This window comes from Brevibacillus humidisoli (assembly GCF_020923435.1).
Taxonomy (GTDB): domain Bacteria; phylum Bacillota; class Bacilli; order Brevibacillales; family Brevibacillaceae; genus Brevibacillus_E; species Brevibacillus_E humidisoli.
This window is the reverse complement of the sequence record NZ_CP087263.1, coordinates 911,632-928,296: the sequence shown is the minus strand read 5'-3', so window position 1 is coordinate 928,296 and position 16,665 is coordinate 911,632. Positions and strand designations below refer to the sequence as shown.

Here is a 16,665-nt window from a genome sequence, read left to right as displayed (position 1 = left end):
TTCCGAACCTTACCTTCCAAGTATAAAAAAACCTCGGCTAAACACCGAGGCCATGCAGCGCCTGAACGAAGATTATATAAAATGAAAAACGCCTCCGAACATACCCTTCCCATGTCATCTGCAAGCATACAGACTACCGAACCTGTTTTGTATGATCCGTTAAGCGCTTCCAATGAGCCGAAACATCAATTGGATTTACTTAAGGATTGTACTACTCACACATTTCATTTGAGATGGATTCCTATTCCTACCTCAATTTAGAGGTAATCACAATCTATAACAAGCGTTGGCGAATACAATGATAACTCCATTATTTACAATTTGTCAATAATCGATATTTTTTAAAAAATCAACATATTTCGACACATTTTGCAAACGTCAATATGTACAATGACAACAAAACACCATCATTTAGTAATAACTCTTGCTTCTGGATACGCTTAGGGGTCCTCAACAGGTTGGTTGGAAGTCGGAAACTTGCAAATTTCCTAACTGGGAGGGATACCGTAATCATGGATTGGTATGCACTGTTTGTCCAGACCGGTAAAGAAGAGACGGTTCAAAAACTTCTCCGACTGCACTTCGATGAACCCTCGCTATATTCGATCGTGCCGAAAAGAAGGCTTCCTGAACGAAAAGCAGGCAGGGTTCATCACGTTGCAAGGAAAATGTTCCCAGGTTACGTGCTTATTAAAACCAACATGAATCCTGCTGTTTTCTATAAAATCAGAAAACTTCCAAAAGTCTACTATGTGGTTCATAACCAGGCATATTCTCATACAAGTGAAACATATTATCGAAAAATTGATGAACAAGAAATGGCGACGATCCTGCAACTCCTCGGTGATGGCGAGATCGTCGACTATTCAAGGGTTTATCTTGAAAAATCACAGGTAATCATTACATCCGGCCCCCTACAGGGGTTGGAAGGCATCATCAACAAGGTAGACAAACGGAAAAACAGGGCCAATATCTTGGTGAACTTCATGGGGAAAGAGAAACATATTGACGTAGGGATTGAGATCCTCTCAAAAACGAATTAGTTGCACCTGAGATATGGAGATTCGTAAACTCGAATAAAGAACCGCCTAGAGTGGTTCTTTTTAATGAAAAATACACCTGTTTAGGTGCTGATTTACTCACCTGTCTCATAAAATATTGCTTCAGGCATGATGTAAAAACTGTTATCATAAAGTTGGTAATGTGTGTATTTGAACAAAAAATCTTGTCTATCATTTGGCGGTTCAATCTTAAAACTTGCATCGGCGCTCCTGAAAGAGGCGTACTGAATATAAGAGGAACATGCTGGCTTGATCGAACCCGTAAGGACAGCCAGTAACATAAATAACAGAAGGGGTGTTCAATGTGGGTAATTTCCCTGAAGTAATCAAGACGTTATCTAAACGGGTCCAGAAGATTAAAAACAACATAGCCACAGAAGAAGCTACTAAGACTTCTATTATCATGCCCTTTTTTCAAGCTTTAAACTACGATATTTTCAATCCAGAAGAATTTTTGCCTGAGTATGTAGCTGATGTGGGAATTAAGAAAGGGGAGAAAGTCGATTACGCAATCTTGAGAGACGGTGAACCCGTCATCCTAGTCGAAGCGAAATCAATAAACGAGACAATTAATAAGCATGATTCGCAATTATTTCGGTATTTTGGAACAACCAAGGCAAAGTTTGCCATCCTAACGAACGGAATACATTATCGTTTTTATACAGATTTGGAAGAACAAAATAAAATGGATAAAACGCCGTTTTTCGAGTTTAACTTGTTAGAGATTCGAGAGAATCAGATCAATGAACTATACAAGTTCCGGAAAGAAAACTTTGATATTGAAAACATCTTGACCACCGCATCGGAGCTTAAGTATACCAGCGAAATCAAGCAGTTTCTAGCAAAACAGTGGGAAAACCCAACTGATGATTTCGTTTCTTTTATCCTATCTGATATCTATCCCGGCAAGAAAACAAAGCAGGTGTTAGAGAAGTTTAATGGAGTAGTCAAAAAGTCACTCAAACAGTTTGTTAGCGATATGCTTAACGACAAGCTTAAAGCCGCCCTTGCGAACACAGAACCCGACTCAGTAAGCGAAGAAGATTCATCGAACGACAACGAGGAAATCAAGAACGAACCACAAATTGTTACCACGGAAGAGGAAATCGAGGGTTATGTTACGGTAAAGTTGTTGTTAAAGGACAATGTTGAACCGGAACGGGTGTTTTATAGAGATAATCTTAGTTACTTTAATGTACTGCTGGATAATAACATCCGAAAGTGGATCTGTCGGTTAGGTTTGAGTGGATCCAACAAATATATCCAGTTTAATGATGACAGCAAAAGTACCGTAAGTATTGATCGGGTTTCGGATATACAGAACCATAAAGATAAACTCATCGAAGTAACCAAAAAATTTATTTAGTGGCCCTGTATGGGGCTTTTCTTTTCCATATCTTATCAAACGTACGTTCGGAAATCTCTTTTAGGTTTTAGGTTCACCTACCTTTCTTGAGTTGGATTCTCCCGTATCTTCTAAAAGGTGAATTCAATACTACTTCTAGAAATCGTTGGATGTCTGTATTTCTGCGCAGCATTGTGCCGCTTGCCGAACAATAGTGGTTTGACGTGAGGGTAAGTCCGTTGTCAATCGTCTACATGGGGGCATAAACACACCCCCAAGTAAGAAATGGTAGTGACAAAAAGAACCATCCGATTCACTCCACTCACGCAACTTGCTGTGAGACGAGATCGAAATCCTTTGCATTCTGCTTCTTTGATTCATAGGGCCAGCTCCGGAGTCATCACGGCTGCATCTTCATCTCCGTACTGATTCCGATCCGCTCCTTCATCGTCTCACACCTATGCTTACTGAAAGATCTTTCACGATCATCTGCACGATCTCTTTATACCGTTTATGAAGGAAAAAATGGTCTCCCTCATACATGCGGACAGTGCCCGACCTGGCCACCAACTCTTCCCAGGCCGCCAAGTCTGCCACCGGTATTTCCCCGTCCTGCAAACCGCCAAAGATTGAAATGGGGCAGTCCAAGCGTAATCCCGGACGAAAACAATAGGTGTCGCACACTTCAAAGTCTGCCCGCAAGATTGGTTCGTACAGTTCCATCAATTCCTGATTTTCAAGTACTTCTTTTGGGGTTCCGTTCAGGGTGTAGAGCTTCTGTATAAATGCTTGATGGGGGAGATTGTAGACCGGTGGCTCTGTCTGCGCGATCTGGGGAGCTGCTTTCGCAGAAACGAAAAGATGCACGGGATGCGTGTCGTATCTCTCTGCTAGTTCACGAGCCAGCTCATAGGCGATGAGTGCTCCCATGCTGTGTCCGAAGAAGGCAACGGGTGTGTCGAGATAGGGAATGATCGCTTTTGACAGACCTGCGATCAACTCGTCTAGCGAATGACAAGCTGGTTCGGTGAAGCGTTTTTCACGTCCCGGCAGCTGGGCAGCAAGCAATTGGATCTCGGGTGGCAATTCTTCCTGCCACCCCTGATATACAGCACTTCCACCCCCGGCATAGGGGAAACAGAAGAGCCGAAGCTTGGGCGGCTGTTTCGACTGCTGACTCACAAACCAGGAAAATTCCTTTGACAGGTGCAACACGCAAGCCTCCTCACTTCATGAATATATGCCGATCATATAGCAAGTTGGGACGAGAAGTCTTTGCATACAACATAGATAGCGCATCCCTCTTCATTATTATGTATTTACTGTATAAAATTTTCAATGCGTTCTTTCGATTCCCGCTACTAAACTGGTTCTGCCTCCCAACAGCCTGCGCCTATCTCCTCTAGCAAAAAGAAAAAGCATGGCTCTCCCTGCTTGGTGTGTACTACGACACATCATCCGCTGTAAACGACCTGTTGATAGATTGCAACAGAAGAGCAACCATCCGGTAAATCCAAATCAATGCAAAACGAGCCCTTGAATCGCTTCAAAGGCTCGTTAGTTTGAGTGATCGTAACCAGTTGTTGGTAACACCAGGGTCTAATGCCCCTACCTGTTTTTCAGCGTCTCACGGTAAGCCTCCCGCACCAGAGCAGACATCTCCTCCACAAAATACTGGAGCATTTTCTCTCCTTTTTCTCTCGTGGCCAAGGTCGCATCGCCGTAGACACCGCTTTTGCTCATGCTGCCCAGCGAGATCGTCGATTTTCCGTAGAGCGCAGGTTTCTCCGGATATTCGCGAACCGCCTTCTCCATCTGCACCCATTCCGGTTTTAACGCCAGCATCAGCGAGGTCTCAAATTCACAGGCATGGATCATTCCATGCCAGGTGGGGGACTGGCAAACCTCGTCCAACATTCGCTCCATCCCCGGATAAAACAGGTACACAACGGGCATCTCCAGCTCGTCCATCAATTCGCGCGCCGCGTACTTCATGGACGAGTTGTTGGCATCATGTCCATTGACTAAAACCAACAGCTTGATTCCGTAGCGAGAGACGCTGTGGGCTACGTCTTTGATCACCATCTCCACATGCTCTTGTCGAAGTGATACGGTACCGGGAATATCCCGCCATACCCAGGAGTAGCCGAACGGCATCGTTGGAAGCAGCAAAGCGCCGGTTTGCTCGCACACTTTGCGGGAAATCCCCTCCGCCAAAAAGATATCGACACCTAAAGGGAGATGATGACCGTGCTGTTCTGTTGCGCCGAGCGGCAATACGGCAACAGGGAATTCCTGAACGGCTGCCGCAACCTCATCCCGCGTCATATGCATGAGTTCTTTTACTCCCATCAGAAGTCACCTCACTTTTTTAGCGTTTGCACCAACTTCATATACTCAGCCGCATTTTTTTGAATCTGCTCCAGCTGCTCGCCGGTTGCCCCCCTCGGCACCAGATCGCTGCCAATCCCGAAAGAACGGCAGCCCGCGGCATAAAAATCCTGTAGGTTTGACCGGTTGATCCCGCCAACTGCCATCAATTGCAAACGAGGAAACGGTCCAAACAACTGCTTCACAAAATCGGTCCCGAGGGAACCGGCCGGAAACAGCTTGACGACGTCTACCCCGTCTGCCAATGCCTGCATCACCTCTCCAGGCGTAAACACGCCAGGAAAGATATCGACACCTTTTGCCAGCACATACCGGGTCAGCTCTCTATCCCACCCTGGCGTAATGATATAGCGAGCACCTGCTTCGATGGCCTTGTCTGCTTGCGCCGCCGTCGTCACCGTGCCGACTCCCAACTGCAAGCTGTCGCCAAATGCGGCGGCCAGCGTACGGATGCAGGCAAGCCCCATCTCCTCTTCACTCAGCGAAACCTCCATCCAAGAGATCCCTTCATCCAGCAACACACGGGCGATGGCAGAGACATCCTCTGCCGCGACGCCGCGAATGATCGCAACAATTTCACCTTGTGCCAGTCTCATTGGATCCCCCTTTAAAACGCCAGCCAGCGGGCTGGATTTTTCACGAAGATCGTATCAATCTGCTCTTGCGTGATGCCCTCGTCAAGCAGCCGGGGGATAAACTTGGTCTTGATATATTTGAATCCAGGACCGCCGCCATATGCATGCAGGTAGCTTTGCCGTCCCATGTCGCCAGAGATCAGCAGCTGCTCCAAAAATCCGTTGTCGATCATGTTTTTAATCAGAGCGACACGGGTACTGTCCGGATAATATTTCACCTTGCTCACCCCGTCGAATTGGACATAGGCCCCTCGCTTCGCCAACTGCAGGTGGTAGTACGGATCAGCATTGCGGTCACTATGTCCAACCGCAACCACCCTCAAGTCGACTCCTTCTTCTTCCAGGATGTCTAGCATCTCCATCCCCATCGTACCCGCTTCCGTATGCAGCCAGATCGGCGCATTTGTTTCCAACTGGGCGCGGGCAACGGCACGAGTCACTTTCTCTTCCAGCGGGTGAATCAACTGCAGCCAGGAGCCCGCTTTGAGAAAGCCAGCCTTGGCATCACTGCCATCCATTCCAATCGTTACATCGTGCACCAGTCGATCTTTGATTTGTTCAATGCTCTCTTTTTCCACCCAATCCGGGAAATAGATATGTTTGTTAAACCCGGTGGTGCCAACGACGTGGACACCGGCCGCTTCCGACATGCTTTTCAATTTGCCGCCATCGCGGCCGTAATCGAGCGTAGAGGCATCAACCAGAGCCTGACCGCCAACTGATTTGAAATGAAGCAGTTCCTGCAGAGAAGCATCATAGTTGGTCAGCTCCAGATCACGATCCTTTTGCGACGGAGGCGGGCAGCACCACAAATGTTCATGCGAATAGGTAAAGCCCAATTCTTCAGGTGCAATGTCACCCAGTACGGTTCGAATCTTTTTCATCTCTTCCACTCCTTTTATTTATCTGAAAGTGATGGCCTCAACCGCTCGCGATAACAGCGCAGCCGGCAGAGGCCAGGAAATCACAGGTGCCGCTTCAGGCGAAAACGCATCGCGTTCCACCGATTACATGATTTGAAATCGCAAGCCCCTCGCTCTTAGACCCCAAACAGCATGCCAGCCAAACGCATGATAATCACCACGATGACAGCATCGGGGGAAGCGAACCACAAGCCTTGGATGCCGTATTTGCCAACGTCAACCAGAGGATAAGCCAAAGCGATCAAAAGCGAGAAGGTGAAGCCGAGGAAAAATCCGCCGACCACCGCTCCCCGTCGTCCGCCAACAGCGTTCCCGAAGACACCGGCCGCACCTCCCATAAAGAAGAGGCCGATCACGGATGGCAAGACCACTACCGGCAGCCATTTGGAGATAAACGTGACCAAGAGACCACCCACCATCGCTGACAAAAAGCCGATGGTCACAGCGACAGGTGCAAACGAGTAGAAAATCGGCACATCCAGCGCGGGCTTCGCCCCTGGGACGATTTTCTCACCCACCCCTTTAAACGCCGGAATGATTTCTCCCAGGAACATCCTTACCCCTTGCAGCAAAACGAGCACGCCGGCAACAAATGTTAAGGCGGTGATGATCGCAAACAAGAAGGTATTTTGACCATTGGTAATCTCAGCCATCGTCGCCGGGTCAACAAACAGTGCGGTAATCACGTACACCAACACCATCACGATCCCCATCAACACAGACATATCTTTCAAAAAATCCAATTGTTTCGGCACTTTGATATCTTCCGAACTTTTTGTTTTATCGCCTACTAATCCACCTACCCAGCCAGAGAGACTGATCCATGAACTGCCCCAGAAACCGAAGGCGACATTGTCATTGCCGGCCACTTTACGTACGAATGGCTGGGAAATCGCGGGGAAGAGAACCATGGAAACCCCTTGTACGAGTGAGCCGATGACGATCGCCTGCACACCGGTAATTCCCATCTGGTCCAGGGTAATCGCCATCGTCCCGGCAAAGGAAAACATCATGTGCCCAGTCAGAAAGATGTATTTCCATGGCGTGATCCGGGCCAGTATCAGGTTAATCAGGAAGGAAAAGACCATGATTAGTGCAGTCTCTTTGCCCAATACGGTTTGGACCGCGGCAACCAGCGAATTGTCCTCTGCTACAATCCCGTTTAGGCCAAACGCGCTGGTAAACATGGTGCTGAAGGGAACCAGCGCGTTGACGATGATTCCCGCACCCGCCTGCAAAATCAGAAAACCAAACAGCGTCTTCAACGTCCCCTTAATGATGTCGGAGGTTGACTTGCGCAACGCGATCAAACCGATGGCGGAGATAATCCCCAGGATAAATGCGGGGTTACTTAAAATCGCGGTAACAAAATCCAGCATGTTTATGCCCCCTTGGTCTCTGCGATTCGTCTGATGACAGGCATCACTTTCTCTTCAATCTCTTGTTTGTCCAGCAAGTTGTCGATCGCTACGACTTCAACCGATTCGCCGTCCAACTCGGAGGCAATCTCTCCGGAAGCGACCATAAAATCGCAGTCCTTCCCTTTTGCCGAGCCCAGGTCAACCGCCTCGCCATCAACAGCGAAGCCGTGTTTCTTCGCGATCGCCTGTACCTCCATCAGCAACATCAAGCTCGTGCCAAAGCCCATACCGCAAACCGTTACCACTCTCATGTGAACCCCTTCCTTTCGCTTGTAATGTCAACCTGCTCTGGATTTACTGCATGACTTGCTGCAATTCCTCATAACTGGCAGCAGCCAAGATCCCCTCCAGCTTGCCGGAATCCCCCAGCACGCCAGCCAATTCCTGCAGCATCCCGATATGACCGGTATCGTCTACCCCGCCGATCGCGCATACCAACCGAACCGGATCGTTGGTGGGATGACCAAACGCTACAGGTTGGTTCAGACGGATCAGCGAGACACACTGTTCCTTCACCCCGTGCTCTGGACGAGCATGCGGGATAGCAATCCCCGGCGCCAAGACAATGTAAGGCCCAATATCCTGATAGCCTTTCACCATCGCCTCTACGTATTCCGGAGCCACTTTCCCCGCCTTTACCAGCAAATCACCGGCAAGGCGAATCGCTTCTTCGGCACTGTTCGCTTCAGCATCAAGCAGTACAACATCTTGGCACAACGGCAGCATACACATCTGTCCTCTCTAGTTGAAATCGATAACCCTTTGTTTTCTGCGACCATATAAAGAGATGCGGTATTGATAACGGTCGGCGCGGCAAATCATCTCCACTCGTTCGATCGGGGTCCCATCGGACAGCATCGAATGGCGGGTGATATGCAGAACCGCCGAATCAGGCGGGATTTCCAGCTCAAACGCTTCCAATTCAGAAGCTTCCCTGGCGCGGATCAATTCATCGGCCCGTTCGATTTTTACACCGTAAGTCGTCTCCAATTCACTGTATAACGATTCATTGGAGAGACCTCGCTCCAAAAATCCAGGTAAAAATTTGGCCCGCAGGTAGTTGATCATGATCGCGATCGGCTCTCCGTCTGCGCAGCGAATCCGCTTGATGCAAATAATCGATTCGTCGGGATCAAGCCCCATCTCGGCAATCATTTTTTTGGACGGGCGCACCTCGCTAATTTCCAATCCCCTCGTACCAGGTGTTTTTCCCTTCTGCCTCATCTCTTCCGTCCAACTGGTGATGCTCTCCATATCCTGTGTGATTTTTTGTTTCTGAACAAACGTTCCCCGCCCCTGCTGCTTCACCACCAAGCCTTCCGCCACCAGGGAGTCGATCGCCTTTCGCACGGTCATCCGGCTCACCTGATATGTTTTTTCGATTTCCGGCTCGGTGGGCAACATGTCGCCCGGTTGCAAATGTTCTTCAATATACTCGCGCAGGCTTTTTTGCAGCTGCACATATAACGGTTCATGCGACTCTTTACTTAGCAAGGCACATCAACTCCACAATTCATTATTATGTTTTAACGACTTTATATTCACGATCTATACTTAAACATTACATCATCATAATGAATTTTTCAATATATTTTCGGAAAATTTCCTCTTACCATGATTTTCTCTCTGTAAAACACGTATAAAACTTGGTTTTATGTGTGTTCAGTTGCTTTCCGTTCTTCATGCAAACCAAACATCCTGATATTCATTATAATGTTTTTGTCGTAATTGGTTATAACCTTACCTAATTCATTGGAAACGGATAGAGATCGGTAACGCAACAGAAAGGCGAACACCCGTGACAGGCCAGTGACGGACCAGCGTTGGAGGACGGAGGTGATACTAGATGTACCAGGAGAAACGAGGAGGAAAGCTGCATCGAAGAGACTTGTAAAAAGAAAGTCCTGCAGCCGTCCCACTTCATCTGGACGGCTGCAGGTACTGCGTAAACGACTTGTGAACATTGACGGAATCAGCACCGGGGAACTTCCAGCTATTTTTCGCGATCTCGCGTCGCCAAAAGCGAATTCAACTGTTCCAGCAAATTCCCCCCGCCTACTAACGAGACATTCCCAATTTTTTCACATATCTTCTCCAAAAACTCCAACTCTTTTAATCGGTACAGAGTTTGATTCTCATCCATTAATTTCGCGGTATTTAAGAGACTTCTGGTAGAAGCCGTTTCTTCTCGACGGGTAATGATATTGGCCTGTGCCTTCTTCTCGGCGAGCAGCACCGTATTTAAAATTTCTTTGACATCCCCAGGCAAGATAATGTCCTTCACCCCGGCGTAGATGAACTGCACGCCAAACTCCGCGCTTTTTTCATTTAAACGGGATAAGACGAAGCTTCCAACTTCCTGCTTCATTTTTAATAGGTCATCCAGCTTTAAGGTGCCTACATACTCTCGCAGGATCAGCTGCAGGAGAATGTAGACTTGCTCTTCAAAATCCTTGATCTCCGTTATTTTCAGCGGATTTGTGATTTTGTACTGACACACGAAATTGAGGCGGAGTGTCACTTTGTCTTCCGTCATCATTTCCTGCCCGGTCATATCCAATTGCTGCTGTCTGGTGTCAACTGTCTTGACCTGTACCGATACCGGTCCTCTCCAGAAAAAATACTTGCCTGGAGGCAGCTCCTTTTGCATCGTATGGTTGTAGTAGAGGATACCCGTCTCATAACTGGCTACTTCAAAGGAGGAATAGTATCCAAACATATTCGAGTGTTGAAAGATGGATCGATCAATCTCTGAACTTACCTCTGGGTTGCGAATGTCGACCCTGACAAAATCGTGCAGGTCAATCACATTCCAAAACGCATACTTGCCAGACGTGTAAAGATTGGCAAATCTCCCATCTTCAAAATGAAGAACGTATTCATGATCGGGTACATCGATCACGACTAGATCTTTTAGCAATTCTTGATCATGTAAAAACAAGTTCAGGTTTTTACCGGGCACCTCAAACGGCTCGTTGATATCTAGTCTTTCTGCGTGATAGCCGACAAAAGGAGGAAACAGATAACTCCCCGGCCGCAGGTATTTGATATAATTGCCGTTCCTAAAAAGAAGGCCTCTCTCATCGTTTGCAATCTGCACCTTTTTCATCTTTAACTCCCCATTATTGTACAAGTCTAAAGAAGCGTGGCTGCATTTGTTTTCCCGCCATCCTTTTAGAATCCTCCTGAATCAGCAGCGGAGTCTGGCTTGAGGTAGGGACCTCAGAGCTGGGCAGAAAAGCGGAGGTCATCTCAACCATTTCCTAGAGAGGAACCTAATCTTTTCCGTGCAGAAATGAGGCAACCCCCCGGTATCCGCCAGCCTGCAGAGCGGCCGATTCAGTGCGCATGTCCGAGACGAACACCGCTGAGGATTCAAAAGGGGCGTTTGCTTGTTAGTTTCCCGGCGACAGCCGAGTGCTCATTGAGTTAATCGCGTGAAAGGCGATTGAGGATTCGAACCTCATCATACATGTCCCACACATGTCGAGTGCAAATGCTTTTGTCGCAGGATACTTGGTTCCCATCGCGGAACAAGCACTGTTGGACCATCCGGAAATCCAAAACAGATAGCACATGCACGAATCTATCATATCAATAGTAGTCTGGATAATAAAGGAATACTTTCTAGTCGGCCAAGCACGGGCATCCAGTTGTATGCTGTGCCACGAAAGTCGAGTTGGTTACATGTTTATAACAGAGCGATTTCGCAACTTTCAACCTGCTAAATACGTAAAAGAAGGTAAGACCGGAAAAGGGAGCGATGAAGGTGTTAAAAAAGCTGATCAAGAGTCTGCTGGGCAGCAGTTCAACGTCTCACAAATACCGTAAGTACAGCAGCAGCGACTACACGTACATGAAACGGCACCATCCGTCCAAGCATCATGGGCATTCTTACTACGGGAAAACCCACTACAAGAAAAAGCATTCCAGCGGCAGTTTTTTCAGCAGTTAACTACAGGTTGTCCGCCATCTACTCTTGCAGCTCCGCTAGCATCGAAGCGGAGCTTCTTTTCTGCCACACCTTCCTATTCTGATCATTGGATACTGCATTGAGAGGCAAGGCTTTACCCCATGAATGTTCTATGCTGCTGCCTTCCATTTAGAATGTCTGATTCAGCGACTTTCATGGTATAATCGGCTGCGAGGTGAAATCGGATGAGAAGCAAATCTGTGATCTGGTCTATTGTTTCAGTACTGGTACTCGTCAGTCTGTTTATCGTAAAAGTGGACGTCGGTCCTCCCGCCGACACTCGTATCATCCTGGAACACACGTATCGCACGTTGATTTCCCCACCTTGTTTTGAACAGGCGGAAAAAACCAACAATCTGGGAGAGACAACATGGTCAAAAGCACAGCAACTAGGGTATAAACCCGAGTCAAGCTGCACAGAAGACTCGCTGAGGAGTGTGAAAGAACCGCTGATTTATGTCATTGCCTACCGATTCAATCTGAAGGAGAGCAAGTGGGATTGGTAGTCTCCGAAAAAAAGACGTCCGATTGAGATAACTCGGACGTCATGCAACAGCGGGACACGATCGGGATCTCACGCTTTCACTGCCCTGATTATTTGCGGTCTGTCGAGAAAATGGTTCATTTGCGGCGTTTCAGATTTCCATAATCAATCACAACGATCCTACCATTGGGCTTGAGACGTATATTCCGTTCATTCGGTCTTCCATGGCGTCGCACAACATCATACAGAATGATGCCGTGCTGCTTAAATCGGCTTACCAATTCAAGAAATTTCCGCTGATATTCTTTTGATGCAGGCAGTTTCCGAACGTATTTTTTCATGATTAACATCCGGTAATCGTCCCGATACGCTACGATTTTGCCAAGATGCTTTTTTATCTTATAGGGAGAAGATCTGTATATCTTCACTTCTCTTCTGTTGCACCTTCTGCCGGGTCTGGATTTGGCTGCTTTTAAGACATAACCATTGCCTAGGTCATAGACACGTCGATAGACGCCCTCTCCGATCGCTTTTTTTCTCCTGATATTTCTCAATAGGGATCTGAATTCAATGATGGCCCACCCCCTCGAACCAGTATACACCGTTCGTTTTTCCGCTCCCCTGTTCCTGTCTCTCCTGATTATTGGTGGTCATAATACGATATGCTTGGAACGGAACCATGCTTATTCGTGTGCCTATCTTTGCACAAACACAGCCTGCTTAAGAGCGAAAGCCCGACACCTATCTTAGTCCGGCTATCACGCCACCAATAGTGTCGGGCAGAGTTGTTTGCGTCCTAACTTACCTGTTTGCTTGCCGTATTTAGGAAGCTTTTGCTTACCACGTTCTGTACCCAGGCGATCCGGGAGCATGCTGAATCATATCAAGCACCGGTACGGTATACGCCAGCAAGATCAAGACAGCGCAAACGCTGATCCAAACCTTCCAGTTATCAAGAACAGCAGGCGGCCTCTCTTCCTTATTTTCTGCTTCAGAAACAGGGAATTCCTCGGCGTTCTGGCTCGTAGCTTTGGGGGCGAGGCAGGCCAGATAGACAAACAGATAGACCATCAGCATAGAAGAGAGGAAAAGAAAGAACGCTCCGATCGGCAGATACAACTGGTTGGCCACGATACCGCGGAACCAGTCGAGCGCAACAGCATGATCGTTGTACATGCTAAACGCCGTTCTTCTCGGTGCTCCATACAGTCCCAACACATGCATCGCAGTAGACATGATGAACATCCCGACAGCCCATAAAACGATTTGGAAAACGCCTAACCGGTTCAAGGCTTTGGTCAGCCTTCTCCCTGTCAGATAAGGAACCAGCCAGTACGCGATGCCAAAAAAGCTCATCACGACAGCGGCCCCTACCGTGATATGGAAGTGTCCCACAACCCAAAGCGTGTTGTGAACAACTTCGTTTAATTGATAACTGGTGTTGATAATCCCCCCGATTCCCGCCGGGACGAAAAACAACATGCCGAGGAAGGGAGCGAGGAACCGAACATCACCGTAAGGCAGCTTGGTCCACCAGCCCAGCAATCCTTTTGCCCCTTTGTTTCTGCCAGCCGATTCAAAGGTGGCAAACATCGAAAACGCAGTTAGCAGAGAAGGAATAACGACCATCAGGGTCAGCACAACTTGGATCAGCTTCCAAGACTCGTGGATACCCGGTTCCATCAGCTGATGGTGAAATCCGACGGGGATGGAGAACAGCAGGAACATGACAAAGGCTAAGCGAGCCAGGCTGTCACTAAAGATTTTGCCCCCCACAACCTTCGGCACTGAAACATACCAGTACATATAGGCGGGCAGCAGCCAAAAGTAGACCAATGGATGTCCAAAATACCAGAATAGCGTTCGGCTTAACAAAATATTGATTTTATCGGTCAGACCAAAAGACCACGGGATCAACTGCAATAGAACGGTTGCGGCTACCCCGAGACAAGCGATAATCCACAATAAGATGGTGGCTACGGTCATAAAGCCGAACAATGGCGTGGTTTGGTTGGGATGTCGTTTCTTCCACTGAGCATAGTGTGCGATCATGGAGATTCCACTTACCCAAGACCCAACAACAAAGAGCGCCAACCCGATATAAAAGAAAGGAGAGGCCTTTAATGGCGCATAAAACGTGTAGAGTACCGTTGCTTGATCAGATGAAACCATCACCACGGCCATCAGTGTTCCGATCAACATCATCCAGAACCCTGTCCAGCCGGCTGTCCGTACCTTTGCAGACAACTCTCCCATCGTTCTGCGTATTCCAGCATAAAAGAATCCGTAGATAAAATAGGTTGTGAATAAGAGTGCCAGAGAAATACCATGTGTCGTCAGTACCTTGTAGTAATTCAACCAGTAAGGAAGCTCAATCAATCCGCCGCGAACCAGGCCTTGAAGCAGGCCGCAGATGGTTCCGATAAAAAAGAACGCGAACGCTGTAGCGACAAAGGCAAAAGCGAGCTTGTTATCTTTATTGATGGTTGGCATGCTCTACCACCTCAATTTCCATTGTCATCATATGGTGCCCTGTGCCACAATACTCATTGCACAGTACGAGATACTCCCCTGGCTTGTCGAAGGTGTGTTCTCTTTCACTGATATGGCCGGGGACGATCTGCATGTTTACATTCGTTCCGGGAATGCTAAAACTGTGGATCACGTCTTGACTGGTCACCTTGAAGTGAACTTTCGCTCCCTTGGGAATTTCCAGCTTGGCCGGATTGTAGCCAAAAGCCATAGCGACAACGACTGCTTCGTACGTGTTCTCCCCCACTTTTTTAAGACCCGGCTTGTCAAACGGAGGTGTCTCCGCTACTTTCTCCGGATCAATCACCTCCATGCCGCCGGCCGTGTGGTGACCTGTGGAAAATGTCATGACAAACATAAACGCGATAAAAGTTACAATCGATAAAAAGCCAAAAACCAGCCAATACTTTTCATACCGGTGAATATGCATACGATCGCCTACTTCCTTTATTGTCTGGACAGGTAGATAGCCAACATGCCGAACCACGAGGCGAGAATGAGCAGACCCAGGGCAAAAACACAAAGCAAGGTCCCCTTTAGATTTCTGCTATCTTCCCTTTTGTTTTTCATTGCACGATCCTCTCCTTTTTATCCAACCGAAGTATCTCCATGGAAATCCAGAAGATCAAGGCAGCCAGCAGAAAGTAGCCCGCATAATGAACTTCCTTATAGGGATAGAACAAGCTGGGAATCCAGGCAGCCGACGTCAGAAACAGTGCTGTCTTCAATGTGGTTAACGGTCTGCCTATGGCGTACATGAACCAAATCACAACCAGCACCGCACAAGCCAGAAAAAAACCTGCTTGCATCTCCGAACACCTCCCTCATGTGGTCATCTTCACCCTCAGAATAATGCAGTTCCCACGCTTGCCTTGTGACATTGCTCACACAAATGGTGACGCTTTTTTGTCAAACGAAGAAAATCGAGCAGATCATTGTGATCTTCGTCACACCATCTTGCTCCTGCACCGACTACAATAGGAACAAACTCGTCACATTAAGGTAAAAGAACTTCCTTAGGGATGCTTCTGAATGGCAGGTTGCGTACTTATGAGCATGGTAGGAATGACTATATTAGAATGACCACCTCAGATGGTATGCTTGGATGGTATACTATGGTTGTCATGTATTTTCCACTGGGAGTGAAGCCCGCATGAATGGCAACAACTTATCCTTTGCAGAACAGGTCTCTCCCGATTTTTTGCGATGTCTTGAAACACTGGCTGCCAAGAAAACATGTTTTCCAGGTACCGTTTTATTTTTAGATGGTGAAAAAGCGGATCAGGTGTATTTTGTTCAATCAGGCCAAGTGAAGCTGACAAAAACCACCATGGACGGCAAGGAACTGACCCTGCAGATATCAAGCGAGGGGGACCTTGTCGGTGTTACCGGGTTGTTCGAACAAGAACTGACATACAATCTCACTGCTTCCATGCTAAAGGTGGGTGAATTGTGGATGGTCCCCCGCCAAGGGCTGGAAAAAATGTTGATCAAGAACAGCCAATTTTGTGTAGAGTTTCTACGTTGGTTGGGCATGATTAACAGACGGATGCAGTCAAAATTTCGCGACTTGCTCCTCCACGGAAAAATAGGAGCCCTCTATTCGACGTTGATTCGCATGAGCAATACGTACGGCAAACCTCATCCGGACGGAATTCTCATCGATCTCTCCATGACCAATAAGGACTTGGCCATGTTAATTGGCCTGACGAGGGAAAGCGTCAACCGGATGCTGCAAGAGTTGAAGAAGCAAGAGGTGATCGAACTGCTCCCCTATGGACAAATTCTGATCAAAAATCTTGCCTACTTGAAAGAAGCCATTTATTGTGATGACTGCCCTCCGGAAATCTGCCAAATGTAAAAAACCTTGGAGCGGCGCGTTCCAAGGTTTCTACTTGTT

General features: G+C 47.6%; 18 protein-coding genes. 5 read left to right on the top strand and 13 right to left on the bottom strand.

Annotated features, from left to right (window positions below; genetic code table 11):
- Positions 1-512: 512 nt before the first annotated feature.
- A complete protein-coding gene (gene loaP, locus LOK74_RS04560) occupies positions 513-1,043 on the top strand; it encodes an antiterminator LoaP (RefSeq protein ID WP_230045404.1) in 531 nt (176 codons plus the stop codon).
- A 322-nt stretch (positions 1,044-1,365) separates the two neighbouring features.
- Positions 1,366-2,427 (top strand): type I restriction endonuclease, encoded by a 1,062-nt coding sequence (locus LOK74_RS04555; RefSeq protein ID WP_230045403.1) that lies wholly within the window; start codon positions 1,366-1,368, stop codon positions 2,425-2,427.
- 423 nt (positions 2,428-2,850) lie between these two features.
- On the opposite strand, the gene LOK74_RS04550 is transcribed toward LOK74_RS04555, so the two are convergent.
- The 9 genes from LOK74_RS04550 to LOK74_RS04510 all read right to left on the bottom strand — a co-directional run bounded on the left by LOK74_RS04550 (position 2,851) and on the right by LOK74_RS04510 (position 10,885).
- The gene (locus tag LOK74_RS04550) at positions 2,851-3,618 is read right to left on the bottom strand and encodes a thioesterase II family protein (RefSeq protein WP_230045402.1); all 768 of its coding nucleotides are present in this window, start codon (positions 3,616-3,618) and stop codon (positions 2,851-2,853) included.
- Between the two features lie 396 nt (positions 3,619-4,014).
- Positions 4,015-4,758, bottom strand: coding sequence for a creatininase family protein (locus tag LOK74_RS04545; protein ID WP_230045401.1), 744 nt, complete (start codon positions 4,756-4,758; stop codon positions 4,015-4,017).
- Between the two features lie 11 nt (positions 4,759-4,769).
- Positions 4,770-5,393, bottom strand: coding sequence for a bifunctional 4-hydroxy-2-oxoglutarate aldolase/2-dehydro-3-deoxy-phosphogluconate aldolase (locus LOK74_RS04540; RefSeq protein WP_230045400.1), 624 nt, complete (start codon positions 5,391-5,393; stop codon positions 4,770-4,772).
- 11 nt (positions 5,394-5,404) lie between these two features.
- Positions 5,405-6,316, bottom strand: coding sequence for a phosphotriesterase family protein (locus tag LOK74_RS04535; protein ID WP_230045399.1), 912 nt, complete (start codon positions 6,314-6,316; stop codon positions 5,405-5,407).
- 155 nt (positions 6,317-6,471) lie between these two features.
- The gene (locus tag LOK74_RS04530; protein WP_230045398.1) at positions 6,472-7,734 is read right to left on the bottom strand and encodes a PTS ascorbate transporter subunit IIC; all 1,263 of its coding nucleotides are present in this window, start codon (positions 7,732-7,734) and stop codon (positions 6,472-6,474) included.
- 2 nt (positions 7,735-7,736) lie between these two features.
- Positions 7,737-8,027, bottom strand: coding sequence for a PTS sugar transporter subunit IIB (locus tag LOK74_RS04525; protein WP_230045397.1), 291 nt, complete (start codon positions 8,025-8,027; stop codon positions 7,737-7,739).
- 43 nt (positions 8,028-8,070) lie between these two features.
- Entirely contained in the window at positions 8,071-8,502 is a 432-nt protein-coding gene (locus tag LOK74_RS04520) for a PTS sugar transporter subunit IIA (RefSeq protein ID WP_230045396.1), read from the bottom strand.
- A gap of 15 nt (positions 8,503-8,517) precedes the next feature.
- The gene (locus LOK74_RS04515) at positions 8,518-9,270 is read right to left on the bottom strand and encodes a GntR family transcriptional regulator (RefSeq protein WP_230045395.1); all 753 of its coding nucleotides are present in this window, start codon (positions 9,268-9,270) and stop codon (positions 8,518-8,520) included.
- A gap of 499 nt (positions 9,271-9,769) precedes the next feature.
- Positions 9,770-10,885, bottom strand: coding sequence for a slipin family protein (locus LOK74_RS04510; RefSeq protein ID WP_230045394.1), 1,116 nt, complete (start codon positions 10,883-10,885; stop codon positions 9,770-9,772).
- Between the two features lie 660 nt (positions 10,886-11,545).
- Between LOK74_RS04510 and LOK74_RS04505 the strand changes: the two genes are divergently transcribed.
- Positions 11,546-11,731, top strand: coding sequence for a hypothetical protein (locus LOK74_RS04505; RefSeq protein WP_230046908.1), 186 nt, complete (start codon positions 11,546-11,548; stop codon positions 11,729-11,731).
- Between the two features lie 203 nt (positions 11,732-11,934).
- On the top strand, positions 11,935-12,255 hold the full coding sequence (locus LOK74_RS04500; RefSeq protein ID WP_230045393.1) for a hypothetical protein: 321 nt from the start codon (positions 11,935-11,937) through the stop codon (positions 12,253-12,255).
- 815 nt (positions 12,256-13,070) lie between these two features.
- On the opposite strand, the gene LOK74_RS04495 is transcribed toward LOK74_RS04500, so the two are convergent.
- Genes LOK74_RS04495 through LOK74_RS04480 form a run of 4 tightly spaced genes read right to left on the bottom strand, consistent with a single transcriptional unit; the run spans position 13,071 to position 15,574 of the window.
- Complete coding sequence (locus tag LOK74_RS04495; RefSeq protein WP_230045392.1) at positions 13,071-14,726, bottom strand: b(o/a)3-type cytochrome-c oxidase subunit 1; 1,656 nt, start codon at positions 14,724-14,726, stop codon at positions 13,071-13,073.
- Positions 14,710-15,195, bottom strand: a complete 486-nt coding sequence (locus LOK74_RS04490; protein ID WP_230045391.1) for a cytochrome c oxidase subunit II — start codon at positions 15,193-15,195, stop codon at positions 14,710-14,712. The genes LOK74_RS04495 and LOK74_RS04490 overlap by 17 nt, the downstream gene beginning before the upstream one ends.
- A 17-nt stretch (positions 15,196-15,212) precedes the next feature.
- Complete coding sequence (locus LOK74_RS04485) at positions 15,213-15,335, bottom strand: cytochrome c oxidase subunit 2A (RefSeq protein WP_230045390.1); 123 nt, start codon at positions 15,333-15,335, stop codon at positions 15,213-15,215.
- On the bottom strand, positions 15,332-15,574 hold the full coding sequence (locus LOK74_RS04480; RefSeq protein ID WP_230045389.1) for a hypothetical protein: 243 nt from the start codon (positions 15,572-15,574) through the stop codon (positions 15,332-15,334). The genes LOK74_RS04485 and LOK74_RS04480 overlap by 4 nt, the downstream gene beginning before the upstream one ends.
- A 344-nt stretch (positions 15,575-15,918) precedes the next feature.
- Here LOK74_RS04480 and LOK74_RS04475 point away from each other — a divergent pair, with 344 nt between their 5' ends.
- Positions 15,919-16,626: a Crp/Fnr family transcriptional regulator gene (locus LOK74_RS04475; RefSeq protein ID WP_230045388.1), complete on the top strand. Its 708-nt coding sequence runs from the start codon at positions 15,919-15,921 to the stop codon at positions 16,624-16,626.
- The last annotated feature ends 39 nt before the right edge of the window (positions 16,627-16,665 follow it).